Here is a 24711-nt window from a genome sequence, read left to right as displayed (position 1 = left end):
AGTGAGTATGAAGAAGCAAATACTAACGTCATTGCCATGTGTTGGCGCTCTCAGCCTACTGGCCGCGACTTTCTCCGCCAATGCAATGGCAGGAAATCCGGCGTTTCCCCCAGTGGATAAGAGACCTGCTCAGGCAGCGGCAGAGCAACCGCGGTTCTTTGTGAAGTATCACGAAGGCAAAGAGCTGCAAGCTAGAGAGCTTCTTCATTCTAATGACATTGAAGTCGTCGACGCACTGGATAATCAGCATGTGCTGGTGGTGTCGGCCACTCAGGATCAAATCGATAAGCTGAGCAATGAGGAGCTGATTGATTATGTTGAGCCTGAGCCTATTCGACGTCTTTACTCACAATAACCAGAGCGCCCCTAATGGGGCGCTTTTTTATGCCCTTTCCAGTAGTGATCTCACATACTGATTACGGTGGTCTGAAATGCCTCGACGGCGACACTCCTGCGCCGCTTTACGGAAGTTGCCTGCGTGAATATGCTGATTAAATTTCACAAACGTATTTTTAAGTTTGGGCATGCCTAAGTTAAAGATCATATCAAACAGCGCCAGCTTAACGTTGTCTGGTAAACGCTCAAAGTTTGTCTTGCCATAAATAGCCCACAGTTCGTTCTCAAAGCTCTCGATGTGCTGCTCCATCATGGTAAACATAGCTTGGTCACTCAGAATCAAGCCTGTGTGTTTTTTGTAAAACCCCGCACCGTATTTTTGCCCGTAGGGAAGCTTCCGTATCCGTGTGAACTCTTTAATGATCTCTGATTTTGTAGCTCGTTTTCCCGAAGATAGATGGAGAAACTCCAATTCTGCGGCCTGATGAGTATTGGCAATCAAGTGCCCAATACCGGTTGTCACGTGGCCTCGGGTGTCGAGGTACATGTGAGGCACCTTACCTTCATATTGTTCAAGGTTGTGGCAGAGGGTGTGTTTCAATTGGCAGCTACCAGCCGGGCGGGATGATCCTAACCGTTGTTGTGGATTTTTTTGTCCCGGTACGCATCCTAACAGCATGGCTTTGACTTTATCTTTGGCCTGTTGCTTCCAGCGTTTCTTGAGCGATTTGAAATATGATTTTCCCGGTATCAAGGTGATGACTTCTACTAATGAAAATGACTAGCGATTATAAACAGCGCTATGTGGGGTGACGTCGAGAAAAGTGTTAACGAGTGTGTTGAATATCATGAAGATAACAGATCGTCTAATCGGCATTTATCTCAGTTAGATTACGGGGAATGAATAAATTTTTCTGTCTGTGATTAGTTGCGCATTCCTGATGAGGAGAAGTGATTGTTAATAGACAGTAAACAAGCGTGGCGGCACAGTAGCTCTATACCTATCTTCGCCTCCAAAAGCTTTTAAATTATGAATTCAAATCACCTTCAGTCACGTGTGATCATGGGATTTGCTATTACTATGGCTGCTATCGTAACCCTGTTCCCTCAGTTTAGTGTGTATAAAATAGCAGAGCTGACTAACTTGGTTATTGCTCAACTTGATGATGAAGTGATCTTACTCTCTACGTTGGCATTTGTTACTTGCGCGGTGCTGTGTCTGTCGCCTCTAGGAAAGGTGAAACTGGGAAACCAACAACCAGAATTTAGCTTCATCTCTTGGCTCGTTATGCTCTTTACGACAGGCATGGGCTCAGGGTTGATTTTCTGGGGTGTCGCCGAGCCTATTTTCCACTTTGCCAACATGCCGCCTTTAGAGCTGGTCAATGATGTGCAAGATACGGCGCTGGCCCTGACGTATTTTCATTGGGGGGTACATGCATGGAGCCTCTATGCGCTGGCAGGGTTATTAATGGGATGGTTAGCTTACGTTAAACAGCGGCCAATGCGTGTGAGTGCCTCGTTTTCTCGTCGCCGAACGGGTTGGCTAGGTATTGTTGACCTGATCGCTGTGCTGGCCATCTTATTTGGTATCGCTGGCGTGCTGGCCAACACCATGGCGCTGGTCGAGCAGGGTGTGAGAAGTTTGACGGGCACGACGGCTGACCTGACTAACCTGCGTATTGGGCTAACCATAGTCATTGGCGTGCTGTTTACTTTTTCTAGTGTGCTTGGGCTTGAACGTGGGATTAAGCGGCTGAGTAGCTTCAATATTTGGCTGATGGTCGCGTTGCTAGGTTTCGTACTTGTGAATGTTGATATGGCGGGCGTGATTGGTCGTCTTGCCAGTTCGCTGAAAGCGTACATCGCGATTCTGCCACAGGTTTCGTTGTCAGCCATTGAAGGTGGGGAGAAGTGGAGTCAAGGATGGACGGTGATCTACTTAATTTGGTGGATTGCCTGGGCACCATTCGTAGGGCCTTTTATTGCGCGTATCAGCCGTGGTCGAACCGTTCGACAGTTTTTGTTTTGTACAATCATGGTGCCTACTTTGGCGTCGATTGTGTGGTTCTCAAGTTTTGCCGGAGCGGTGTTTGAAAGCAGCTACCTCAATGAGGTGGTTGCAGCTGTGCAGCAGGATTATACGAAAGGTCTATTTGGTTTCTTTGAACACTTACCATTAAGTGGTGTTCTTTCGATTACGGCGTTAGTGCTGTTGCTGACGTTTGTTATTTCCAGTTCGGATTCAGCTATTTATGCCGCAGGCATGCTGACGGGAGATGAGCGTACCAGCAGTAAAGTTAGTTGGTCTATCATTGTTGTTGTGATGGGCCTAGCGCTGGTCGCCATTAACGATGTCGACTTGAATAAACAGGTGGCGATTGCTGGAGCAATCCCATTTACCTTGGTCATGGTGTGTCAGGCCATTGCCGTGTTGATTGAAAAGTGGTTACCGGACAAGTTTGCTACACGAAGTGGTTCAGGCTCCCAGCCACAAATATGAGCCGATTGCCGTAAAGTGAAATGGAGCAATCACGGGTTTAGCCATTGCTCCATTTCAATCATTTTAAGTGATCGCTTCTGACTTGGAGCGGCCTTGTTCTGCTGTGTTTGCTGACATGTGCAGGTAGGTTGTTTGGGCAGGCAGAGCAAATTCTGCGTGATTCGCGTTAACAATTTGCTCGATACGCATCAATAGATCTTGTTGCAACTGCAAGAACTCATTTCTGTCTTTGGTATCAATATGAGCCAGTACATCAATGTTTAGGCTGTATTCACCAAAGGAAGAAAAGTGGACACGTAGCGGGGACTCGAGAACATCGGGGTGGGCGAGAAGTGCTGTTTTTATTTCATACGCAATTTGCTCAACCTGAGGCATAGTTGTCTCATAACGCAGACCGATCTGAGTGGAAAATGGGTAGCGATCACGGCGAGTGAAGTTGACGATTTCCATCTTAACCAGATCGCCATTGGCAATAGTTATTTGGGTACGATCTTTCGCTCGGATTCGTGTCGACCGAACACCGATACGTTCAACAACACCAGAGACTTGGCCAATTTGGCAGTAATCACCAACGGATAATGATTTGTCCATAAATAGAATTACGCCACCGATCAGGTTTTCCATTGTCGGACGAATCGCTAGAGCGATGGCCATACCTCCAAGGCTCAGCCCGGTGACGATACCGTAAACCGGAACGCCGATACGACTTAAGCCATAGCCAAAGATTGACACTGCCAGAGCGGAGCCGACTAAAGTGCCGACAATTTGTGTCACGCTTTGACGCAGATTAGAGGCATGTTCACCTCGGTTAGGCAAAACCGTGCAGGCTTTATAGCCAATCAGGTAGGCTGACTGAGTCACTAAAAGCCAGATCAACAATTCACCAGAGACGTTTAATGTCGACATCAGCTTACCTGTCATATTGATTTCGTGGCTGATCAGGTACAGAAAGCCACCAATCCCCAAAGCCATAAAAATAGGCGTCATTATGGTGTTGCCAATATAGCGATAAACCGCATAACCGTAAGCAAATAACACTACACTCACTATCGCTAGTGCGAGCCATTGCCATATTGCTTGATCGGAAAATTCTTCCATGAATACATCGGGGAGGGCTTCAATGTAACCAAACCAAGCGGGAGGAATCAGCTTCCCGGCACTCAAAGAGTAGTACTGGTAAAAGTCTTCTACCGTACCGTTACGATTAGGTAAGTGCTTGACGAGCTGATAGCTAGAGTAGAGTTTATCGACGGTTTGAGCGGAAAAAAGGTATTTGCCATCGGCTTGCTTTTCAATGATCAACTGAGTATGAGGCAATCGCCAGTAGCTCAGCTTGCTTTGATCCGGAATCGATGCAGCTTCAAATTCAGGTAGACGGTCGAGGATTTCTTTCATCAACATGACGGACTCGAGTGCGACTCGTTGCTGGCTCGACTTGGGTACTTCAGACAAGTCAAAGCATTGCATTGCTTTGTTGAACAGGGCGTACACCGATTGTCTGGCCGCCTCTTTCTCTGTTGCTGGTAAAGAGGGGAGTTCAAGCAGCGTTTGATTCGCCTGCTCGACTAAATGTGTGAAGCTGAGATAGGTTGCTTGTGGGCTACTGGTGTCAGGTGGCGCCAATGGAAATCGCTCTGCAGCAAATGTATAAAAAGAGGAAAAACATAGGCTAAAAACACATAAAACTCTGAATACAAAAGTCATCACTGAGGCGCACCTTAGTTATTGGTCTATTGGTTCTCATTAATCTATTTAATGTGTGGTTTGTTGCATAGCTAATCCAATGTTCTCACTCCACTTTCATGAAAAAGTGCGTTCTAAGTCTTTGAGAGCGACAGATATTGCTACCCCTTTAGAGGTGTGTGCATAATTTGAACCAGCAACCATACTTAAAGCAATTCATTGAGCATGAAGAGTGTGTAAGTTATGTGGCCATTTGACAAAAATAATGAAGAATCTGAACAAAAGCTTAGCCTTCAGCATCACAATCATCTGATTGTTGCCTCTATGAGCAAGTCGTTAGTGACCATTGAGTTCGATACTGAGGGGCACATCCAAAATGCCAGTCCACTGTTTTTACAGGCAATGGGTTACCAACCTGAAGAGCTAATGGGTAAGCATCATCGAATATTCTGCGATAAGAGTTATACCCAGAGCGCTGATTACACTCAGTTCTGGCAATCTTTGGCGAGAGGTGAAGTGAAATCAGGTACTTTTGAACGCTACAGTAAAACGGGGGATTTGGTCATTATTGAAGCGACTTACTTTCCCATTTTTGATGATACTGGTAGTGTGAAAAGTGTGATGAAAATTGCCAGTGACGTTACTGAGAAAGTTAAGAAAGCTCAGGCGGATAAAGATCTTATTACGGCGCTTCATCAAAACTTTGCCGTGATTGAGTTTCAGCCCGACGGTACCATTCTTGACGCGAATAAGAACTTCCTCTCTGGTTTGGGTTACGCAATTGAGCAGGTTCAGGGGCAGCATCACCGCATGTTTTGTTTTGATGATTTTTATCATGAAAACCCAAACTTCTGGCGCGAACTGGCTCAAGGTCGTGCTTTCTCGGGCCGATTCTTACGTAAGACCAGCTACGGGGAGGAGTTATGGATTCAGGCATCTTACAGCCCAGTGCGCAACGAGAAAGGAGAAGTGTATAAAGTGGTGAAATTTGCTTCAGACATCACCGATGATGTGAATCGCGAAATGGCGATCTCGGAAGCGGCAAACATCGCTTATTCAACCGCACTACAAACTTCGCAAGTGGCTCAGGAAGGCAATCAGGTCTTGCAAGATACGGTGGGAATTTCGCAAAGAATGATGGATAACCTTACGGTATCGATCAGTCAGGTTGAGGAGCTAGCATCGCTTTCGGATGATGTCTCTGAAATTGTAAAAACCATAGGCAGCATTGCAGAGCAAACCAACTTGTTAGCACTGAATGCTGCTATCGAGGCGGCACGCGCTGGTGACCAAGGCCGAGGGTTTGCTGTGGTGGCCGACGAAGTGCGTAAGTTGGCTTCAAGGACATCAGAGTCTACGGAAGAAATCACGCAGGTGGTCAACAAAAATATGTCACTGACCAAAGAAGTCACGCAGGCGATGAATGATGTCAATTATGTCGCTCAGGAAGCCAGCGGTAAAATTCAAACTGTCTCCGAGACGATGGACGAGATATATACAGGTGCCGAAAGTGTCGCCTCTGCGGTGAACAGTTTTAAAGGCAACGAAAGTTAATGAAATCCAAATCGCAAAAACTCAGTAGGAAGTGGTTGGCTTTCTATTGAGTTTTTCTATCCGTTTTTCAACTAATTCCCAGCGTTACTTTCATTCCTAAACGCGAACTTGAAAGCTTGTCGGAGTCAGAATCACAATTTGACGTAAATTCAGTGCTTTAAATATCTCGCCTAATCAGTCAATTCGCTAGAATAAGTCCACCTTCAGGGAATACGTTGAGATAAGTGAAATGAAAAAACATTGGCTGGGCTTGCTCGCTGTCTTATTGAGTTCGACGGGGTACACTAAAGTCGCACCTGTTTCGGATTGGCAATGTGGCATGATGAAGAAACAGGGAGTATTGAGTGAAGGTGCTCCAGTCGGCTGTGATCGGCTATCCAAAGTGGATTTCGACTTCGTCACTTTTGATGGTCAAACGAAGCAAGGCAGCATGATCGTGTTCGATGTTGTGGCGCCTTCCGTTGAGCGGATTTTTACAGAACTGCACAAGCGTCAGTTTCCTCTTCATTCCGCTCGTTTGATGCGTGAATTCAAAGGTGATGATAATGCTTCGATGGCCGCGAACAATAGCAGCGCTTTCAATGCGCGCCCCATCACGGGAGGGTCTAGTTGGTCGAAACATGCTTACGGTGTTGCCATTGATATCAATCCAGTACAAAACCCGTTTCTAGAGTTTGGGCCAGATGGAAAAATTACCGTCAAACCGATTCAATCTGTAGACAACTATATCAACCGGACTCGTTTTCGTGCTCGAAATGAGATCGAACGTCAAGGCATGGCCGAAGAGGTCACGGAGCTTTTCGCACACTACGGATTTCTTATCTGGGGCGGGGATTGGAATACACCGATAGACACTCAGCACTTCGAAGTCGGCTCACGTCAATTCATTGAGAAGTTATTAACTAAACCTAAACCTGATGCGATGGAAGCATTCAACCAATACGTTACGTCATATCGCCACTGTTTCGAACAAAATGAAGTAGAAGGAAGTGAAAAAGCACGAGCGATGTGTGCATATAAAACAGTACAAGCGTTTTAATCTCGCTGATGCGCTGAATACAAAAAGGCCCAACTCGTAAGAGTTGGGCCTTTCCAAACGTTTGGTGGAGCTGGCGGGAGTTGAACCCGCGTCCAAAAACCATTCATCATTGGTACTACATGCTTAGTCGATCTTTAAATTCACCAAGTACCTGCGAACCGACACGCCAGTAAGTGACTATCCTGAATTAAATTTCGCCGTTCATCTCTCAGGCGGGAGAATCCGGGCTAGCGCGTTTGGGTTTGATCTCTCGTTGGTCCCCGTCTTACGTGCGGAAGCTAGGGCGAGAGAGCTCTGAGCAGGTTATTAAGCTGCTAGTGCGTAGTTTTCGTCGTTTGCGACTATTTTTTTGCGGCTTTTTACGTGGCCAACCGCCCCACGGCATGCACCTCAGACTGCAAAATTCCTGTCGAATCCTAAATCAGCCCCAAAGTGTTCTTCGCATAGTACCAGAAAAGCGTAACCTGTCTAGACTTGTGCGTTTAAGTGCTCAATATTAGCGCAGCGAACTCTTCATTACGCGAGCTTTTTCTCTCGCCCAATCTTTTTCTTTCAGATCAGTACGTTTATCGTGCAGCTTCTTACCTTTTGCCACACCGATTTTCATCTTCACCCAAGAGCGAGACCAGTAGAGCGAGAGTGCAGCAAGCGTCATACCTTCACGGTTAATTCGACCAAAAAGGTTATCAAGCTCACGACGGCTCATCAGTAGTTTACGAACACGTGTAGGGTTCGCCACAACGTGTGTCGATGCTTGGTTAAGAGGAGTAATAGTCATACCACTCACAAAGGCTTCACCATCTCGCATAAATACGTAGCTTTCTGCGATGTTTGCTTTGCCTTCACGAAGTGCTTTAACTTCCCAGCCTTGAAGCTCCATGCCAGCTTCGATTTCATCATCAATGAAATATTCGTGGCGAGCTTTCTTATTGACAGCGATGGTATTGCTACCCGCTTTTTGTTTCGATTTTTTCTTTGCCATAATGGCTGCATTATACGGTTAGGAACTTAGTTAGGAAATCCCTTTATTTGCGCTGAGTGCAAATAAAAGTAAAATTGGTACATGCCTGCTGTTTAGGTGTGCGCTATGAGGAGTCTATATGAAGCAAGTCAGCCGTTCTGCGCTGGTATCGTTCAGTGCTGAACAGATGTTTAAGCTGGTAAATGATGTAGCCAGTTACCCTGAATTTTTACCCGGTTGTTCAGGCTCCCGAGTGATTGAATCCAGTGGTTCTGCCATGGTTGCTTCCGTTGACGTTTCGAAAGCGGGGATCAGTAAAACGTTTACCACTTCAAATGAGCTCGTCAGTGGTGAAGCGATCTTAATGAATTTGGTTGACGGCCCTTTTAAGACATTGAAAGGGGGGTGGTTTTTTACTGCCTTAGACGATAAAGCCTGCAAAGTTGAGCTTAAGTTAGAGTTTGAATTTTCCAGCAAAATGATCGAAATGGCTTTTGGTAAGATTTTTAACGAACTTACCAGCAATATGGTGAATGCGTTTACTCAACGCGCTAAACAGGTTTATCCGTGCTATGAGTATTGAGTCTGATATGATCCACGTTGAAGTGGTTTATGCTCTCCCATTGGAGCAACGTGTATATACCATAGTAGTCAACAAGTCGATGACGGTTGAGGAGATCGTTAAAGAATCTGGTGTTTTAGAACAATACCCAGAAATTGATCTGACCAAGAACAAAGTTGGAGTGTTCAGCCGCAACGTGAAGCTCAACGCTACGATTCGTGATAAAGACCGTATTGAAATTTATCGCCCACTGCTTGCAGACCCGAAAGAAATTCGCCGTAAACGCGCTGAGCAAGCCAAAGAATCAGGGGCAGCAGACCCAGTCACTGGCGGTAAAAAAAATCCACTTAGGAAGGAAGATTGAGCGTAATTAGCTTTTAAGGTAATCACCTTTTTTCTGGTTGATTTACTTAATGCCAAAACAAAAGGGTTGACGCTATGCGCCAACCCTTAAAAATTTCTCGCTTCTCGCTTCTCGCTTCTCGCTTCTCGCTTCTCGCTTCTCGCTTCTCGCTTCTCGCTTCTCGCTTCTCGCTTCCTTAATTGATTCCTTCAAAGAAATCAGAGCTAGGTGGGAAGTCACCAGTCACATCGACCAATTGGCCTTTATCGTTGAAATTGACGATCAAGTCCTTCTGCACCGAATCTTTGTGCCCTTCGGTATGGTGGTAAATGTAGTACCAAGTATCAGGATAACCGTTTTCAATTAGCATTGGTGAGCCCATCACGAAGCGTACCTGCTCTTTGGTCATACCAAACTTCAGTTGATCGACGGCTTGTTGCTCAACGTAGTTACCTTGGTTGATGTCAATTCGATATACCAGCTTTTCTACCAAAGAGCAGCCAGTCAACAGTGTCATAGAGAGTGGTACAGCGATTAGCCACTTTTTCAATTGCATACGGATAAATTCTTGTAACGGATATTTCTCAAATTGGGCTGATAATAAACAAGCTGAGCGCTAATGTAAAAAGCTCATCTTGTTTTGAACTGTTTCAGACCACGATTTTTGAATTTAGTTGCAAACTCGTACCAAAATTCCCCTAAGTCGGAACTTTGGCGCTAAGTTGAGAATCAGCCGTAGAATCTATCAAGCCGCAATTAGTAACTCTTTTGCATTCGCCAAGGTTGACTCGGTAATTTCACTGCCGCCAAGTAATCTGGCCAACTCGGATACACGCTGTTCGTTGTCTAATGAATGCATCTGAGTTTCTGTTTTTCCGGCTTTGGTTTGCTTAGCAACAAAGAGCTGTTGATGGCCGCACCCCGCAACCTGAGGCAGGTGAGTGACACACAGAACTTGAGTCGATTCACCAAGCTTACGCAGCATTTTCCCGACGACAGCGGCAGTTGGCCCACTGATGCCCACGTCGACTTCATCGAAGATCAAACTTGGGGTATCGACTTTCTGTGCTGTAATGACTTGAATCGCTAGAGAGATTCGAGACAGCTCACCACCAGACGCTACTTTTGCGATAGGCTGCATCGGCTGACCTGGGTTGGTTGAGACCACAAAACAGACATTATCCATTCCGAGTGGAGAAGGGTGAGTACACTGCTTATCCACTTCAATACAGAATTGCGCTTTTTCCATGCTGAGCTCGTGCATGCTGGCTGTGATTAGCTTGTTGAGCTCTTTAGCGTAGCGACAGCGAGATTTGTGAAGCTTCTCCGCTGAGGTCAGGAAAGCTTGATATTTGGCTTCGACTGCTTGTTCAAGTTCTTCCAGCTTTTCATCGGAGCAATCTAAAGCCTCAATTTGTGACAACAAATCTTGGTGATGCTGATACAGCTCATCTGGAAGTACATGATGTTTACGTGCCATCGACATGACTTTTGAGAATCGTTCTTCAACAAAGGCCATACGAGCAGGATCAACATCTATGTTATCGAGATAGCCACGCAATTCACTGTTGGCTTCTTCGATTTGGATGATGGCTTCTGAGAGCATGTTTGGCAGTTCTGCAAGCGCTTCATCCAATTCAGCAAGCTGGATCAGGGAGCTACTGGCTGATTGGAGAATACCAAGCGCATTAACTTCTTCACCTTCGTAAATAAGCTCGATGGCTTGTTGGCAGGTGGCGGCGAGTTCTCCGCTGTTAGACAATCTTTTGTGTTCCTGTTCGAGTTCTTCATATTCATCCTCGCCAAGAGAGAGCTCGTTAAGCTCTTTGATTTGGTATTCAAGCAGTTGTTTTTGTGCAAGGTTAGCTGCACTATTTTCTTTTAACTGCTTAAGGTTGTTATCGGCCTGGCGCCAATTTTGGTAGGCGTTACGAGTACCTTTTAAAAGGTTTGTATGGCCTGCATATTGGTCCAGCATGGCCATCTGGTAGTCACTTTTCATTAGTTGATGGTGCGCATGCTGACCATGGATATTGATCAGTAATTGCCCAAGAGTTTTTAGTTGTGAAAGTGGTACCGGGCTGCCATTAATAAAGGCTCTTGAACGGCCTTCTTTATTGATGATGCGACGCAAGATACAGTCACTACCTTCCAGCAGATCGTTATCTTCTAGCCAACGCGTTGCGTGAATGTTGTTCTCAAGGGAAAAGGCCGCACTGACTTCGGTTTTCTCTTCCCCCTGACGTACCATGCCGGCTTCCGCCCGACCACCTAAGCAAAGACCTAAAGCGTCAATTGCAATAGATTTACCCGCACCAGTTTCTCCGGTGATGGTGGTCATGCCGTGAGATAGCTCCAGCTGTAGAGATTTAACAATAGCGAAATTATTAACACTTAGATGAGCCAGCATTTTGTTGTACCTGTTTAAATGAACAATACTGTATAAGAAAACAGTATATACTGTTTCTTTATACAGTAAAGGTGGTGATGAAAATTTTTGTGAGCGGGATCAGGAGTGTGCTTTGCTGGTGTGATTGTTGAGTGGGAGCCGTTGAGTTACGAAGGCTTTAAACAAAAAGGGCTGACGCTTTTCGTCAACCCTTAAAACTTTTCTCAATTAGAACAATTTGCTCGACCAGCCTAGTTTGTTCCGCAATACATGGTAGTAGCTGTAGTCTTTAGGATGAATGAGCTTAAGAACATTAGGGCTCTGGTAGATGTGGATTTCGTCACCCGGTGAGACAGGTAAAGAAACTTGTCCATCACAACCCACTTCTTGGGTGCCACGGTTATCCGGTGAAACAACCAATTTGATACGACGCTTACTATCAACAACCAACGGGCGGCTCGATAATGTATGGGGGAACATAGGAACGAGCGAAATTGCATTAAGGCTCGGTGACAGAATCGGGCCGCCACCGGACAATGAATAGGCTGTTGAGCCTGTTGGAGTTGAAACGATCAGCCCATCCGCTCGTAGTGAAAAGGCAAAACTTTCATCTATATACACCTCAAACTCGATCATATGGGCAACTTGGCCTGGGTGTAGCACCGCTTCATTCAATGCAGCGTTGTGGCTTTTTATCTGACCGTGGCGATGGACTTCCGCTTCCAGTAAAAAGCGCTCTTCTTCGATGAACTCACCTGCGAGGACTTTCTTCAGCGCCGACTGAAAATCTTCTGGATTGAGATCTGTGAGAAAGCCAAGGTTGCCTCGGTTGACACCGATAACCGAAATATTAAATCGAGACAGGACTCTTGCGGCACCAAGCATATTGCCATCCCCGCCAACGACAATGGCGAGATCGGCGGCTTTGCCTAACTGAATCAGGCTCGCAAAATGTTCACTTGGTACGTCGTCTAGAATTTCAGCCAGTCTGTCGTCAATAAAAACCTGATACCCTTCCGATTGAAGCCAGATATAAAGCTCTCTATGAGTCTGAATGGCTTGCTGATCTCGGGGTTTACCAATGATGGCGATCACTTCAAAAGGCTTTTTCATAGGTTTTCCGCACTAAATAGGCTTGATTCGACAATCTTCATCCCCATAATAATGGCAAGTTAGCTATTTATGCGAATTTTTATGTATCTAAACGCGATAAACGTGACGGTTTAGATACAGATGGAATTGAATTCTGGAGATATCATGAGCAACGAAGAAAACAAGATCAAAGAAGAAGAGCTACAGCAGCAAGACACTGCGCAAGAAGTTGAAGCAGAAGTTGTAGGTACTGACGCTGATATCGAATGGAACGAAGCAACTGAACAAGACAAACAAGAGTCTAAGATTGCTCAGCTCGAAGCAGCACTTCTTTCAAGTGAAGCGAAAGTTAAAGAGCAGCAAGATTCTGTTCTGCGTGCTAAGGCGGAAGTTGAAAACATGCGCCGTCGTACCGAGACGGAAATTGACAAGGCTCGTAAATACGCATTGAACAAGTTTGCGGAAGAGCTACTACCTGTTATCGACAACCTAGAGCGAGCGATCCAGGCTGCGGATACAGACAACGAAGCGGTGAAGCCAATTGTTGAAGGTGTAGAGCTGACACATAAAACGTTTGTTGATGCTGTTGCGAAATTTGGCCTGAAGGAAATTAACCCAGAAGGTGAAGCGTTCAACCCTGAAATGCATCAGGCGATGTCTATTCAAGAAAGCCCAGATCATGAGTCAAACACTGTGATGTTTGTTATGCAGAAAGGCTACGAGCTGAATGGTCGTGTTATTCGTCCTGCCATGGTGATGGTAGCGAAATAACTGCTTAATCCAAACTGATTAAACTTAAAAAAGAGAGGCTTCGGCCTCTCTTTTTTTGATCTCGTCAGAGCTCTCAGAACGACCAAATTAACACATTGATATAGTGAATTATTCTTGGGTTAAAGTTTACACGAAAATTAATTTCCGATTAGAAATATGTAACATTATCGTAAACAAATACTTTATTTTGTAACTTTTGTGTGTATTATGTGCGAGCTCTGCCGTAAAACTCGGCGGAATAAACTATAAAATCATAAAATATAAACACAACATTCTGGAGATGAATGATGGATAAATCGCTTTCAAGCAAGATATTTGTAGGCTTGTTCGCTGGCCTACTGATTGGTACTGCGATTCAGTACCTGTTTAGCGGAATTGCTATCTTTGACACTTACCTACTGGGTGCCGCAGAAGGCGCAGGTGGTATGTTCGTATCCCTGATCAAACTTCTTGTTGTTCCACTAGTATACGTTTCTATCGTGTGCGGTATTGTGGACCTGAAAGACATTACTGCGTTTGGTCGTCTTGGTGGTAAAACTTTTGCCCTTTACATCTTTAACACCATCATCGCAATTACTGCGGCACTGACTGTTGGTCTTATTTTCCAACCGGGTGCAGACGCGAATCTAGCGGGTACGATTTCAGAAACGGTTAAGCTGACGACGACTGAAACACCTGACATTTTCTCACTGGTCGTTAACATCGTACCGAGCAACCCTGTTCAGGCATTCGCCAACGGTGACATGCTGCAAATCATCTTTATGGCAATCCTGACTGGTCTTGCTATCCAAGCACTTGATTCACGCGGTGGCCCTGCGATCCGCACGTTCAAGATGGCTAACGAAATCATGATGAAGCTAGTTGGTCTGGTTATGAGTCTAGCGCCATACGGTGTATTCGCTCTAATGATTCAATTAGGTGCAACGCTAGACGCGAACACGCTAATGTCTGTAGCAGGTTACGTAGCGCTTGTTGTTGCAATGCTAGTATTCTGGATCTTCATCTTCTATCCAATGGCAGTAGGTATCGCGACAGGTACTTCACCAAAGACGTTCCTGCGTGCAACTCGTGAACAGATCCTGTTCTCTCTATCTACAGCGAGCTCTAACGCGACTATTCCTGTAACTATGCGCACTCTGACTGAGAAACTTCAAGTTTCTAAATCAGTGGCAGGTTTCGGTGTACCACTTGGTGCAACAATGAACATGTCTGGTGTTTCTATCTACATCGCACTGGCAACTATTTTTGTTGCGAACGCGTTTGGTCAGCCAATCAACACTGCTGACGTGTTCACGCTAGGTCTAACTATCTTGCTTCTGTCTATCGGCGCTGGTGGTGTTCCTGGTGGCGGTGTTGTAATGGTAGGTGTTCTTCTTCACCAACTAGGTCTACCACCTGAAGGTCTTGCAATCATCGCAGCAGTTGACCGTATCAACGATATGTTCTGTACATCTTCTAACGTAGTAGGCGACACAGCTGTAAATACTATCGTTGCTAAATCAGAAGGCGAAATCGGCAAAGAAGAAGTGGAAGCACAACCTGCACAAGCGAATGCTTAATCTATAAAGTGTCGGAATTTGAAAGCGAGGCCAAGTGCCTCGCTTTTTGTTTTTAGCATGTAGTAATGACATTATTTGGGCTTTGAGCATTACCACTCGAGAGAACGAAGATGTAAGTTTTGGAGCACCACTTGTTGAAAGTATGACTTCGGAATACGGTCTATTCGCTTATCCTCAAATCTTTTTTCACTTTTTTTCACTTCTTCCCTTGAAAAGCTATTTACAGCCCTTATCTATTGGGCATAAGTGAAGCAAACAAAATTATTTTAGTTTGTGAGTAAGGGTTGAAACCCTATTCTCCATCCCCACATAGGGGATATAGCAAAACGAAAATAGAATTTATTCGGAGATAGCCTGATGGGTAAAATCATTGGTATTGACTTAGGTACTACTAACTCTTGTGTTGCTGTTCTAGACGGTGACAAGCCACGCGTAATCGAAAACGCGGAAGGCGAGCGTACAACAGCATCAGTTATTGCATACACAGATGGTGAGACGCTAGTAGGTCAGCCAGCTAAACGTCAAGCGGTTACAAACCCAACTAACACGCTATTTGCAATTAAGCGTCTAATCGGTCGTCGTTTCGAAGACGAAGAAGTTCAGCGTGACATCGAAATCATGCCTTTCAACATTGTTAAGGCTGACAACGGTGATGCTTGGGTTGAGGCACAAGGCCAGAAAATGGCTGCTCCTCAGGTTTCTGCTGAAGTACTGAAGAAAATGAAGAAAACTGCAGAAGACTTCCTAGGTGAGGAAGTAACTGGCGCAGTTATCACAGTACCTGCTTACTTTAACGATGCTCAGCGTCAAGCAACTAAAGATGCTGGCCGTATCGCAGGTCTAGAAGTTAAGCGTATCATCAACGAACCTACTGCAGCGGCTCTAGCTTACGGTCTAGACAAGCAAGGCGGTGACCGCACTATCGCAGTATATGACCTTGGTGGTGGTACATTCGATATCTCTATCATCGAGATTGACGAAGTTGAAGGTGAGAAAACGTTTGAAGTACTAGCAACTAACGGTGACACACACCTTGGTGGTGAAGACTTCGATAACCGCATGATCAACTACCTAGTTGAAGAGTTCAAGAAAGAGCAAGGTATCGACCTTAAGAACGATCCTCTAGCAATGCAGCGTGTTAAAGAAGCAGCAGAAAAAGCGAAGATCGAGCTTTCTTCTACTTCTCAAACTGACGTAAACCTACCTTACGTAACTGCAGATGCGACTGGTCCTAAGCACATGAACGTTAAAGTGACGCGTGCTAAGCTAGAATCTCTAGTTGAAGACCTAGTACAACGTTCTCTTGAGCCATTGAAAGTTGCTCTAGCTGATGCTGACCTATCTGTAGGCGACATTACTGACGTTATCCTAGTAGGTGGTCAGACTCGTATGCCTATGGTTCAAGCGAAAGTTGCTGAATTCTTTGGTAAAGATGCTCGTAAAGACGTGAACCCTGATGAAGCAGTAGCAATGGGTGCTGCAGTTCAAGGTGGTGTACTTGCTGGTGATGTGAAAGACGTACTTCTACTAGACGTTACTCCTCTGTCTCTAGGTATCGAGACTATGGGCGGCGTAATGACTAAGCTAGTTGAGAAGAACACCACTATCCCAACGAAAGCGAACCAAGTTTTCTCTACAGCAGAAGACAACCAGAACGCGGTAACTATTCACGTTCTTCAAGGTGAGCGTAAGCAGGCGATGTATAACAAGTCTCTAGGTCAATTCAACCTAGAAGGCATTCAGCCAGCACCTCGTGGTATGCCTCAAATCGAAGTAACTTTCGACCTTGATGCGGATGGTATCCTGCACGTATCTGCGAAAGACAAGCAGACAGGTAAAGAGCAGAAGATCACTATTCAAGCTTCAGGCGGTCTAAGCGACGACGAAATCGAGAAAATGGTTCAAGAAGCAGAAGCTAACAAAGAAGCGGACAAGAAGTTCGAAGAGCTAGCGGCTGCACGTAACCAAGCTGACCAAATGATCCACGGCACTCGTAAGCAAGTTGAAGAAGCGGGTGACGCACTTCCAGCTGAAGAGAAAGAGAAGATCGAAGCTGCAATTACTGAACTTGAAGAAGTGAAAGGTGGCGAAGATAAAGAAGCTATCGACGCGAAAGTTCAAGCGCTAATGGCAGCGGCTCAGAAGCTAATGGAAATCGCTCAGCAGCAAGCTCAGGCTCAACAAGCAGGTGCTGAAGCTGGTGAACAGCCTAAGCAAGAAGAAGACGTTGTTGACGCTGAGTTTGAAGAAGTTAAAGACGAGAAAAAATAATTCTCGACTCTGACTTAACTTAAAGTAATATGCGGGCGTTTGAGGTAACTCACACGCCCGCCTGTTTGTAAATACGCTGTCTTTCCAGATAAGCACTTTTGCACAAAGCCTTTATCTAGAACGATACAAACACCAAGCGACAATCGGTCGTTTGCAGTAATAAATTGGTGACGAAGAACATGTCAAAACGTGATTTTTACGAAGTATTAGGCGTAAGCCGAGATGCATCAGAACGTGATATTAAAAAGGCGTACAAGCGCCTTGCAATGAAATTCCACCCAGACCGCAACCAGGGTGATGAGTCTGCTGCAGAGAAGTTTAAAGAAGTAAAAGAAGCGTACGAAATCCTACTGGATCCTCAGAAAAAAGCAGCCTACGACCAATACGGTCATGCAGCCTTCGAACAAGGCGGCATGGGCGGTGGTGGCTTTGGCGGCGGTGCTGGTGCTGATTTCGGTGACATTTTTGGTGACGTGTTTGGTGATATCTTTGGTGGTGGCAGACGTGGTGGTGGCCAGCAGCGCGCGCAACGCGGTGCAGACCTGCGCTACAACATGGAACTGTCGCTAGAAGAAGCCGTTCGTGGTGTTTCAAAAGAAATCGAAGTTCCAACGCTTGTGAACTGTGATATTTGTGATGGCAGCGGTGCGAAGAAAGGCTCGTCTCCTGAAACGTGTGGCACATGTCACGGTCACGGTCAGGTTCAAATGCGCCAAGGCTTCTTTGCTGTTCAGCAAACCTGTCCTACCTGTCATGGTAAAGGCAAGATCATCAAAGACCCTTGTAACTCATGTCATGGTCAAGGCCGTAAACAGAAGACTAAAACGCTTAACGTTAAGATTCCTGCTGGTGTTGATACTGGCGATCGTATTCGTCTTTCTGGTGAAGGTGAAGCGGGAGAAATGGGCGCTCCAGCGGGTGATTTGTATGTACAAGTTCACGTCAAAGAGCACCACATCTTTGAGCGTGATGGCAATAACCTTTACTGTGAAGTGCCTGTCAGCTTTGCAATGGCTGCACTAGGTGGTGAAGTCGAAGTACCAACACTGGATGGTCGTGTGAACCTGAAAGTACCAACCGAAACTCAAACGGGTCGTATGTTCCGTATGCGCGGTAAAGGCGTGAAGGGTGTTCGCGGCGGTGGCGTTGGCGACCTTATCGTTAAGCTGGTTGTAGAAACTCCGGTAAATCTAAGTACTCGCCAGAAAGATCTATTGAAAGAGTTTGAAGAGTCTTGTGGTGGTGAAGCGGCAACGAAGCACAAGCCAAAAGCTGAAGGCTTTTTCAATGGCGTGAAGAAGTTCTTCGATGACCTGACTAGCTAAAAAAAACAAATTCTACATAAAGCCTGTAACTGCAGGCTTTTTTATTGCCAGCAGCTAAGAGGAAACGCTTTATTGCTAGCATCAAGGCTGAGGTAATCAACGTTGTATTCCTGTAAGCAAGAGTCTAAATTTTGTTGGCTGTTTGCTTGCGCTGTCGCTTTGATAATGTACGCCGCATTGGCGCTACTGGTCACGCTAAACACAAAGCGACTTTGCTCGGAAAGGCACACCGTACATTTCCCACTCGATATTACCTTATGCCAATCATATTGGCCGTTATAGCTTGATTCTAATTCGAGTTGGATACGGGCGAGATCCGCAATAGCGGTGATGCGGTGAGACTTCCGTACCTGATCCAAATAGCTTGGATAGGCGAACATCGCCAAGATGCCAATCAGAGTAACCACGATCAGTAATTCGAGTAACGTCATCCCAATTAAACTTTGTTTACTCTGTTTGCAGTTATTTACGCCAATCACTTCGAGCTCTCCTAGTACCCACCTCTGACCTATTGTTATGCGCTGTTAATATCAAGCCAAGTATGGTTCTCGACACTTTTAAATTTACATAGGGATTTGGGAAATGCCTCGTGGCTTTACGTTACTGGAGTCCGTTGTCACTCTGTCTGTGATGAGTTTGTTACTGGTATGGGCGGTTCCTAATTTTAGCTCAGTTTCTGATACCACTAAGATGATGAGGCTCGCTAAAGAATTGAATGGCTTCGTCTTAATGGCAAAATCTCAAGCGATCTTGCGCCGACAGCCTCTATGGATACATCTCACAAGGTCAGGTGATTCTTGGACGTTGAATTTGACGGACAGCGAAGATGAGGACAATGGTTTAGTTCTTATGCGTTTATCTGGCGAGCCGTTTACTGGCATCGAACTGGCGACGACTTACAGCTCAAATCAAATCAGTTTTGATGCCACACATGGGCGACCCAAGAGCGGGCGGTTTACATTTTACCCTAAGTTATCTTCTGAAACGGTTCTCGAGCTCAGAACTCACTTTCGCTCAGCTATCGTAAGAGTGTGTGCACCTTCGGGCATTACTCTTGGTTATCAGCCATGTTGAGAGGAGGTCAATCGGGTTATAGCTTAATTGAGCTTCTCGTTTCTACTTCGATTTCTCTCATAGTCATTGCTATAGCCGTAACTATGCTTCTCCACAGTCAACGGCTCTCTGCTGCTCACGCCAAAGAGCTGATGTTGCTACAAAGCACGAATAGTGTTCTGCAAATGATGAAGTTAGATTTGTACCGAGCGGGTCATGGTGGAGTACTGGGTGAAAGCGTCCGTTTATCTGGCGCAGCACAAACGTACTACGTCAAACATAGTGAGCATCACACTCTGCTCGCGTTCGCTTACCTGTCAGGCAGCTTAGGATCTGAGACAGCATACACGAATGTGGTATATCAGCGGCAGAGCGAATCAAAAGAGGTTTTGAGAGTCTGCGCGAAGAAGCTACCAAGAGCTATGTCTGCTTTAGAAGCAGAAAACTTCACCACACATTTTGGTAATACCTGTAACACAGTGCTCGATAGCAATCTTATTGTCGTGACCGAGTTTGAACTGGAGTCCGTGCCTTTAACCAGTGCAGCCCATTCCTCCTCACTACTCAATGTTGAACTAAGTACCTATTTGCGCTTTTCCCCTGAGGTATCGAATACGCTCGCCTTTTCCATTAAACAGAGGAACTGGTGACGTGACATCTCAGCGAGGTGCTGCGACCCTTCTAATCACCAGTCTTTTGCTAGCTGGCGTACTCATGATTGTCATGGGCAGTTATAAAGCCTTGTTCTACCAAATGAAACAGAGCCAAAATGAAGTGGAAAGTCGCCGTGCACATTGGCGCGCAGAGAGCGGGTTAGAGTGTGCGATTTCCTCTGTTGTTGGAAAACAAGCCATACCAGAAGAGCTGAGTGAATGTCAGCAACAACTGAGTTTGGATGCGCTTAAGATAGAAACGGGAACACCACATATTGTCCGTGCAACCAGTGGCTTCTTAACCTTAAGCAAAGCGTTTCTTCTGCCCGAACTTCAAATCAAAAGTCCAATCACTACAACCTCGCATTTATTGGTGAATGGTGGACTCAACATAGCGCCGCATGTGAATCAACGCGTTAGCGAGTTCCGCTGGGCGTGTACTTCGGTTCGTTATCAAAATACTTTCTATGCGCATAGCTATGACACCATACACCCATATCAAGCAACCGATATCTCTCGCTACTTTCCTGAGAGTCATGGCTCAGATTTGCATCAGTGCAGCACAACTCACTACACCGATTTCAGTTGGCAGCTCCCTTTAACTCAGAATGACTTCGAGCATGTGGAGCAACTTGATGTATTTCAGGAAGTTTTTAATGTGCCACGTAGCCATTGGTTTGAGGTTATGTCAGACACCAGCTTGTTCGGTTATGTGCCAAATGAGCTTAAAAGTACCATGCCACGCTTATCCAGCGAGTTACCCAGTGCGAAATATATAGAAAATTGCGGTCAACAGATTACAAATCTTATCAAAGCATCTCATGAACTTATTTGGGTATACGGTAGCTGTGAACTTAGCGCAGATGACCTGCAATCCATAAACCTTGCCATTGATACGCATTTGAATGAAGGCTTGATACTGGTGCTTCACAATGGCATAGCTTCAATTTCAGGAAACCAAGCATTGAAGGCCATGATTTATCACTTTGTTTCTGAGACGCCGTCAGCAGGGTTTGTTGATTGGGCGCAATCAAACAACAATCTATTGCTATCGACTCTGATAGAATCCTTGAACGTGCACACAGTCGAGCAACACAGAGTGAGCTACTTTCAGAATGGAAATGTCTACCCATTAGGTGGTTTAGTATTGGATGCTCCTGATAGCTACGCTTTGATCAACAATGCTTTATACATGCAGTTCAATAAAGATGTCACGGCCTCGGCTGCTCGACATTTCCATAAGGTCAAATGGAGCAATGGCAGTTGGCATGATTTCTAACCAGAAAGGTGTCAGCTTATTTGAGGTGCTATTGGCTCTCTTGCTTGTCAGCGGCAGTGCTGTCGGTTTAGTCAAATTACATACCTATATTGAAATGAAATCCGATTGGGCTCAACGGTCTATTGAAGCGCTCTACTTGGCAGAGTCTGAGCTTGAACAATTCACCACGCATGGATCAACGGTGAAGGGAGGACGTTATCTATTCGACGATATAGAACAAGATGCCTGCTATTCGCAAACTCAGTGTCAGCCGTTATCGGCTGATTACTTTCAAACGCGATGCGAGGCTCGCTCCTCGTTACAAAATGGGATTGAAGTTAAGCACATTACCGTGGAAGTGTGTTGGTTCGATCGCCATGGAAAACAGCAATCCATTGAGCTAATGACATCAGTTTCCAAATTCAATGAATTTAGTATGTAGGGTATTTTATAATCAAAATTAATTATTGATATTTTACTTAAAAGCGTTCTCTATATTTTTCAAAATGGTTTCAAATCTGTTTCATTATATGGGTGGCTAGTGTTTTTACTTTGTTGCGTAGTAATGGCAATTTTGCAAAATATGTCTCCAAATATGGAAAAGCTTCTGGAATCTTGTGCTTTTTATGGGGCAATTTAATAAAATGTGTAGCTGAAAAATAGGTCGTCACAACAATTATTACAGGCCTAAGGCAACAACATCACATATGGAGTTACCATGAGTAACCAAGCAGTAAATAAAGCACCATCGTCCAAGCCGAATGGCATGGATCGCTTTCTTAATTTTATAGAACGAGCTGGTAATAAAATCCCGGATCCGGCCATTCTGTTCTTCTGGGCACTGATCATTACTTGGGCTGCGTCTGCACTTTTGTCGAATGTTTCTTTCGACCTTCTAAACCCTCGAACTGGCGAAGCTCTTACCATCACTAACCTTCTGACAGGCGAAGCACTAGCAAGTTTCCTTGCTAACATGGTGACAACGTTCACTGGCTTTGCACCACTTGGTATCGTTCTAGTAGCGATGTTGGGTGTAGGTGTTGCCGATTCTTCTGGCTTCATCACCACTGGTCTTAAGAAGATGCTGAACTTCACGCCAGCAAAACTTCTTACTCCAATGCTAATTCTTGTAGCAATCGTGTCGCACACTGCTGCGGATGCAGGCTACGTTCTGGTTATTCCACTTGGTGGTATTATCTTCCATGCAGCAGGTCGTCACCCTCTAGCGGGTATCGCGGCAGCGTTCGCAGGTGTATCAGGTGGTTTCTCTGCCAACTTCATCCCTTCAGGTATCGACCCTCTACTAGCTGGCTTTACTCAAACAGCGGCACAGGTTCTCGATCCTGAGTACGTAGTTAACCCTCTAGCGAATATCTTTTTTACTGGTCTATCTTCAGTAATCATTGTGGCTATCGGTTGGTATGTAACTGAAAAAATCATCGAGCCACGTCTAAAGAACACTCCAATCGACGAAGACGCAGAGAAAGCACCAGATCTAGGTTCTTTCACTGAGCTTGAGTCTAAAGCGTTTCGTTACGCGGGTTGGGCTATGATGGCGGGCATCGCACTTCTTGTTGTGGCGCTTATCCCAGAAAATTCTGCACTGCGTTCACCGGAAGGTGAGATCACTGCGTTCTCTGCGCCAATCATGAAGTCTATCGTTCCGTTGATCTTCATCCTGTTTATCATTCCGGGTTACGTTTACGGTCGCGTTTCTGGCACGTTCAAGACAAGTAACGACATCATCAAAGCGATGGCGGATACGATGTCTACCATGGGCGCATACATCGTAATGTCGTTCTTCTGTGCACAATTCCTATCTGCATTCGCGCAATCAAACATCGGTACGATGCTAGCGCTATACGGTGCAGAAGGTCTGAAAGCGATGAACCTACCAGGTGAAGCAACAATCATCGGTATGATTCTTCTAACGGCTTCTGTAAACCTTCTAATCGGTTCTGCATCAGCGAAATGGGCACTGATTGGTCCAATTCTGGTGCCTATGCTAATGGCTGTTGGTATTTCTCCAGAGCTATCTCAAGCGGCATACCGTGTGGGTGACTCTGTATCGAACATCATTTCACCTCTGATGGTATTCTTCCCTCTAGTCGTGGTTTACTGTCAGCGTTACGTGAAGTCGACTGGTATTGGTACGCTAGCGTCATTAATGATGCCATTCTCGATTGCTATGCTAATCGGTTGGTCAATCTTCCTAGTGGCTTACTGGATGTTAGGCATTCCGCTAGGTATTCAAGCACCATACACTTACACAATGTAAATACCGTCAGATTTGGCGCTGTAGCTTTGTTAACTGCGCAAGTTCACCGGAGCGACGGCCACTCTAATCACATAGAGCCTCTAGGTGATTAGGGCTGAACCTTGCTTGTTGCTTAGCTACAACACCAACTATTTAGGTATTAGGATTTTAGAAGCGCTAGTCGAAAGACTGGCGCTTCTTTTTAGTGCTAAGAAGTAGTTTATGTGAGGTGCTCTGCGTCCTGCTTTCACTTCCGCGTTCATACGGGTAGAATTTGCTACCCCTAGCCGTTTACTTATACAACCGGAGCTTCCTTTTGTCAGATTCACAGTTTTCCCCTCAAGACGAGTTTTTCATGCGCCGTGCTATGGAGTTGGCGGCTCAGGCCGAAGCTGAGGGAGAGGTTCCAGTTGGGGCCGTACTAGTGAAAGATGGTGAGATCGTTGCTGAAGGATGGAATCAGTCAATTGGGCATCATGATGCGACGGCTCATGCTGAAATGCAGGTGCTGCGTAAAGCCGGCCAAGTACTGGAAAATTACCGACTGTTGGATACAACATTATACGTTACGCTAGAGCCGTGCCCTATGTGCGCGGGGGCCTTACTCCATAGCCGAGTGAAACGCATTGTTTATGGTGCTCCGGACTTAAAGGCGGGGGCTGCAGGAACAGTACTCAATCTGTTTGAACATCAAGCGGCGTATCACTATGCCGATATTGAACAAGGACTGATGGAAGAAGAGTGTCGAGGCCAGCTTCAGGCGTTCTTTAAACGTCGTCGTAAAGAGAAAAAAGCGCAAAAACAAATGAAGCGTTCAGAAGGGTAGGTTTTTCAGCAAACACCTGATTCAAGGTGTTTGCCAACTGGTTTATGCACAAATTAGCTGCATAAAAGCTCGATGACGGGCAATGACTTTCTTCTTGTTATTGCTGAGCATTCTTTTACGGCGGTTTGCCGCAACGGTTTTATTAAGGCGTTTTGACTGCATTTTACGTCTACGCATAAAACAACCTCCTACTGTGGGTTAAAACTGTATGCCTGTTATCTGTATTGAAGGCATTGATTATGTTATGTAACTCGTCTTTTACCAGCCAATTGTTAC

General features: G+C 45.5%; 24 protein-coding genes and 1 other RNA gene. 16 read left to right on the top strand and 9 right to left on the bottom strand.

The annotated features are described in order from the left end of the window. The first annotated feature begins 7 nt into the window (after nucleotides 1-7). On the top strand, nucleotides 8-355 hold the full coding sequence (locus tag QMA41_RS19650; protein WP_281630398.1) for an ATPase: 348 nt from the start codon (nucleotides 8-10) through the stop codon (nucleotides 353-355). Between the two features lie 27 nt (nucleotides 356-382). Here the strand turns inward: QMA41_RS19650 and QMA41_RS19645 are convergent, their stop codons facing one another. After that, entirely contained in the window at nucleotides 383-883 is a 501-nt protein-coding gene (locus QMA41_RS19645) for a hypothetical protein (RefSeq protein WP_021456544.1), read from the bottom strand. Between the two features lie 483 nt (nucleotides 884-1366). Between QMA41_RS19645 and QMA41_RS19640 the strand changes: the two genes are divergently transcribed. Next, complete coding sequence (locus tag QMA41_RS19640) at nucleotides 1367-2839, top strand: BCCT family transporter (RefSeq protein ID WP_281630397.1); 1473 nt, start codon at nucleotides 1367-1369, stop codon at nucleotides 2837-2839. A gap of 63 nt (nucleotides 2840-2902) precedes the next feature. On the opposite strand, the gene QMA41_RS19635 is transcribed toward QMA41_RS19640, so the two are convergent. Continuing rightward, a complete protein-coding gene (locus QMA41_RS19635) occupies nucleotides 2903-4543 on the bottom strand; it encodes a mechanosensitive ion channel family protein (protein ID WP_281630460.1) in 1641 nt (546 codons plus the stop codon). A 222-nt stretch (nucleotides 4544-4765) separates the two neighbouring features. Between QMA41_RS19635 and QMA41_RS19630 the strand changes: the two genes are divergently transcribed. Next, nucleotides 4766-6076, top strand: coding sequence for a PAS domain-containing methyl-accepting chemotaxis protein (locus QMA41_RS19630; RefSeq protein ID WP_006959654.1), 1311 nt, complete (start codon nucleotides 4766-4768; stop codon nucleotides 6074-6076). Nucleotides 6077-6305: 229 nt separating this feature from the next. Continuing rightward, nucleotides 6306-7115: a M15 family metallopeptidase gene (locus QMA41_RS19625; protein ID WP_281630396.1), complete on the top strand. Its 810-nt coding sequence runs from the start codon at nucleotides 6306-6308 to the stop codon at nucleotides 7113-7115. Nucleotides 7116-7177: 62 nt separating this feature from the next. Here QMA41_RS19625 and ssrA read toward each other — a convergent pair. Continuing rightward, nucleotides 7178-7544: a transfer-messenger RNA gene (gene ssrA / locus QMA41_RS19620) on the bottom strand. Between the two features lie 67 nt (nucleotides 7545-7611). Beyond that, nucleotides 7612-8097 carry an SsrA-binding protein SmpB gene (gene smpB / locus QMA41_RS19615; RefSeq protein ID WP_006959632.1) on the bottom strand — a complete coding sequence of 162 codons (486 nt, stop codon included), beginning with the start codon at nucleotides 8095-8097 and terminating at the stop codon, nucleotides 7612-7614. A gap of 118 nt (nucleotides 8098-8215) precedes the next feature. Here smpB and QMA41_RS19610 point away from each other — a divergent pair, with 118 nt between their 5' ends. Next, the gene (locus QMA41_RS19610) at nucleotides 8216-8659 is read left to right on the top strand and encodes an SRPBCC family protein (RefSeq protein ID WP_006959631.1); all 444 of its coding nucleotides are present in this window, start codon (nucleotides 8216-8218) and stop codon (nucleotides 8657-8659) included. Further along, the gene (locus QMA41_RS19605) at nucleotides 8649-9002 is read left to right on the top strand and encodes an RnfH family protein (protein WP_281630395.1); all 354 of its coding nucleotides are present in this window, start codon (nucleotides 8649-8651) and stop codon (nucleotides 9000-9002) included. Before QMA41_RS19610 ends, QMA41_RS19605 begins: the two co-directional genes overlap by 11 nt. 175 nt (nucleotides 9003-9177) lie before the next feature. Here QMA41_RS19605 and bamE read toward each other — a convergent pair whose 3' ends face one another. The 3 genes from bamE to nadK form a co-directional block, all read right to left on the bottom strand. Beyond that, entirely contained in the window at nucleotides 9178-9537 is a 360-nt protein-coding gene (gene bamE / locus QMA41_RS19600; protein ID WP_006959629.1) for an outer membrane protein assembly factor BamE, read from the bottom strand. Between the two features lie 189 nt (nucleotides 9538-9726). Beyond that, nucleotides 9727-11391, bottom strand: coding sequence for a DNA repair protein RecN (gene recN, locus QMA41_RS19595; RefSeq protein WP_281630394.1), 1665 nt, complete (start codon nucleotides 11389-11391; stop codon nucleotides 9727-9729). Nucleotides 11392-11598: 207 nt separating this feature from the next. Beyond that, nucleotides 11599-12483 carry an NAD(+) kinase gene (gene nadK, locus QMA41_RS19590; protein WP_019274185.1) on the bottom strand — a complete coding sequence of 295 codons (885 nt, stop codon included), beginning with the start codon at nucleotides 12481-12483 and terminating at the stop codon, nucleotides 11599-11601. Between the two features lie 144 nt (nucleotides 12484-12627). On the opposite strand from nadK, the gene grpE reads away from it, so the two are divergent. The 4 genes from grpE to dnaJ all read left to right on the top strand — a co-directional run bounded on the left by grpE (nucleotide 12628) and on the right by dnaJ (nucleotide 18388). Next, complete coding sequence (grpE, locus tag QMA41_RS19585) at nucleotides 12628-13233, top strand: nucleotide exchange factor GrpE (protein ID WP_281630393.1); 606 nt, start codon at nucleotides 12628-12630, stop codon at nucleotides 13231-13233. 287 nt (nucleotides 13234-13520) lie between these two features. After that, the gene (locus QMA41_RS19580; protein ID WP_019274187.1) at nucleotides 13521-14792 is read left to right on the top strand and encodes a dicarboxylate/amino acid:cation symporter; all 1272 of its coding nucleotides are present in this window, start codon (nucleotides 13521-13523) and stop codon (nucleotides 14790-14792) included. 357 nt (nucleotides 14793-15149) lie between these two features. Then, complete coding sequence (gene dnaK / locus QMA41_RS19575) at nucleotides 15150-17063, top strand: molecular chaperone DnaK (RefSeq protein WP_019274188.1); 1914 nt, start codon at nucleotides 15150-15152, stop codon at nucleotides 17061-17063. Nucleotides 17064-17242: 179 nt separating this feature from the next. After that, nucleotides 17243-18388, top strand: coding sequence for a molecular chaperone DnaJ (dnaJ, locus tag QMA41_RS19570; RefSeq protein ID WP_095664653.1), 1146 nt, complete (start codon nucleotides 17243-17245; stop codon nucleotides 18386-18388). Nucleotides 18389-18429: 41 nt separating this feature from the next. Here the strand turns inward: dnaJ and QMA41_RS19565 are convergent, their stop codons facing one another. Next, nucleotides 18430-18867: a type IV pilin protein gene (locus QMA41_RS19565; protein ID WP_038156543.1), complete on the bottom strand. Its 438-nt coding sequence runs from the start codon at nucleotides 18865-18867 to the stop codon at nucleotides 18430-18432. 103 nt (nucleotides 18868-18970) lie between these two features. On the opposite strand from QMA41_RS19565, the gene QMA41_RS19560 reads away from it, so the two are divergent. The 6 genes from QMA41_RS19560 (at nucleotide 18971) to tadA (ending at nucleotide 24435) form a co-directional block, all read left to right on the top strand. Continuing rightward, nucleotides 18971-19462, top strand: coding sequence for a GspH/FimT family pseudopilin (locus QMA41_RS19560; RefSeq protein WP_045986211.1), 492 nt, complete (start codon nucleotides 18971-18973; stop codon nucleotides 19460-19462). Next, on the top strand, nucleotides 19456-20091 hold the full coding sequence (locus QMA41_RS19555; protein WP_281630392.1) for a prepilin-type N-terminal cleavage/methylation domain-containing protein: 636 nt from the start codon (nucleotides 19456-19458) through the stop codon (nucleotides 20089-20091). The genes QMA41_RS19560 and QMA41_RS19555 overlap by 7 nt, the downstream gene beginning before the upstream one ends. Before the next feature lies 1 nt (nucleotide 20092). Next, complete coding sequence (locus QMA41_RS19550; RefSeq protein WP_281630391.1) at nucleotides 20093-21373, top strand: hypothetical protein; 1281 nt, start codon at nucleotides 20093-20095, stop codon at nucleotides 21371-21373. After that, nucleotides 21363-21794, top strand: a complete 432-nt coding sequence (locus QMA41_RS19545) for a typIV pilin (RefSeq protein WP_152472038.1) — start codon at nucleotides 21363-21365, stop codon at nucleotides 21792-21794. Before QMA41_RS19550 ends, QMA41_RS19545 begins: the two co-directional genes overlap by 11 nt. A 276-nt stretch (nucleotides 21795-22070) precedes the next feature. Further along, nucleotides 22071-23630, top strand: a complete 1560-nt coding sequence (locus QMA41_RS19540; RefSeq protein WP_019275551.1) for an AbgT family transporter — start codon at nucleotides 22071-22073, stop codon at nucleotides 23628-23630. A gap of 295 nt (nucleotides 23631-23925) precedes the next feature. After that, nucleotides 23926-24435: a tRNA adenosine(34) deaminase TadA gene (tadA, locus tag QMA41_RS19535; protein ID WP_019275552.1), complete on the top strand. Its 510-nt coding sequence runs from the start codon at nucleotides 23926-23928 to the stop codon at nucleotides 24433-24435. Nucleotides 24436-24477: 42 nt separating this feature from the next. Here the strand turns inward: tadA and QMA41_RS19530 are convergent, their stop codons facing one another. Then, a complete protein-coding gene (locus tag QMA41_RS19530; RefSeq protein WP_006959616.1) occupies nucleotides 24478-24612 on the bottom strand; it encodes a hypothetical protein in 135 nt (44 codons plus the stop codon). Nucleotides 24613-24711 lie beyond the last annotated feature (99 nt).

It is taken from the genome of Vibrio sp. St2 (genome assembly GCF_947311885.1).
GTDB classification, from domain to species: domain Bacteria; phylum Pseudomonadota; class Gammaproteobacteria; order Enterobacterales; family Vibrionaceae; genus Vibrio; species Vibrio coralliilyticus.
The sequence above is the reverse complement of the archived record's forward strand: the minus strand, read 5'-3'. Positions and strand labels throughout refer to the sequence as shown.

Excerpts from the sequence above, each read along its gene's own strand:
- QMA41_RS19650 (WP_281630398.1), top strand. The coding sequence starts at position 8 with ATGAAGAAGCAAATACTAACGTCATTGCCATGTGTTGGCGCTCTCAGC.
- QMA41_RS19645 (WP_021456544.1), bottom strand. The coding sequence starts at position 883 with ATGTACCTCGACACCCGAGGCCACGTGACAACCGGTATTGGGCACTTG.
- QMA41_RS19640 (WP_281630397.1), top strand. The coding sequence starts at position 1,367 with ATGAATTCAAATCACCTTCAGTCACGTGTGATCATGGGATTTGCTATT.
- QMA41_RS19635 (WP_281630460.1), bottom strand. The coding sequence starts at position 4,543 with ATGACTTTTGTATTCAGAGTTTTATGTGTTTTTAGCCTATGTTTTTCC.
- QMA41_RS19630 (WP_006959654.1), top strand. The coding sequence starts at position 4,766 with ATGTGGCCATTTGACAAAAATAATGAAGAATCTGAACAAAAGCTTAGC.
- QMA41_RS19625 (WP_281630396.1), top strand. The coding sequence starts at position 6,306 with ATGAAAAAACATTGGCTGGGCTTGCTCGCTGTCTTATTGAGTTCGACG.
- smpB (WP_006959632.1), bottom strand. The coding sequence starts at position 8,097 with ATGGCAAAGAAAAAATCGAAACAAAAAGCGGGTAGCAATACCATCGCT.
- QMA41_RS19610 (WP_006959631.1), top strand. The coding sequence starts at position 8,216 with ATGAAGCAAGTCAGCCGTTCTGCGCTGGTATCGTTCAGTGCTGAACAG.
- QMA41_RS19605 (WP_281630395.1), top strand. The coding sequence starts at position 8,649 with ATGAGTATTGAGTCTGATATGATCCACGTTGAAGTGGTTTATGCTCTC.
- bamE (WP_006959629.1), bottom strand. The coding sequence starts at position 9,537 with ATGCAATTGAAAAAGTGGCTAATCGCTGTACCACTCTCTATGACACTG.
- recN (WP_281630394.1), bottom strand. The coding sequence starts at position 11,391 with ATGCTGGCTCATCTAAGTGTTAATAATTTCGCTATTGTTAAATCTCTA.
- nadK (WP_019274185.1), bottom strand. The coding sequence starts at position 12,483 with ATGAAAAAGCCTTTTGAAGTGATCGCCATCATTGGTAAACCCCGAGAT.
- grpE (WP_281630393.1), top strand. The coding sequence starts at position 12,628 with ATGAGCAACGAAGAAAACAAGATCAAAGAAGAAGAGCTACAGCAGCAA.
- QMA41_RS19580 (WP_019274187.1), top strand. The coding sequence starts at position 13,521 with ATGGATAAATCGCTTTCAAGCAAGATATTTGTAGGCTTGTTCGCTGGC.
- dnaK (WP_019274188.1), top strand. The coding sequence starts at position 15,150 with ATGGGTAAAATCATTGGTATTGACTTAGGTACTACTAACTCTTGTGTT.
- dnaJ (WP_095664653.1), top strand. The coding sequence starts at position 17,243 with ATGTCAAAACGTGATTTTTACGAAGTATTAGGCGTAAGCCGAGATGCA.
- QMA41_RS19560 (WP_045986211.1), top strand. The coding sequence starts at position 18,971 with ATGCCTCGTGGCTTTACGTTACTGGAGTCCGTTGTCACTCTGTCTGTG.
- QMA41_RS19555 (WP_281630392.1), top strand. The coding sequence starts at position 19,456 with ATGTTGAGAGGAGGTCAATCGGGTTATAGCTTAATTGAGCTTCTCGTT.
- QMA41_RS19545 (WP_152472038.1), top strand. The coding sequence starts at position 21,363 with ATGATTTCTAACCAGAAAGGTGTCAGCTTATTTGAGGTGCTATTGGCT.
- QMA41_RS19540 (WP_019275551.1), top strand. The coding sequence starts at position 22,071 with ATGAGTAACCAAGCAGTAAATAAAGCACCATCGTCCAAGCCGAATGGC.
- QMA41_RS19530 (WP_006959616.1), bottom strand. The coding sequence starts at position 24,612 with ATGCGTAGACGTAAAATGCAGTCAAAACGCCTTAATAAAACCGTTGCG.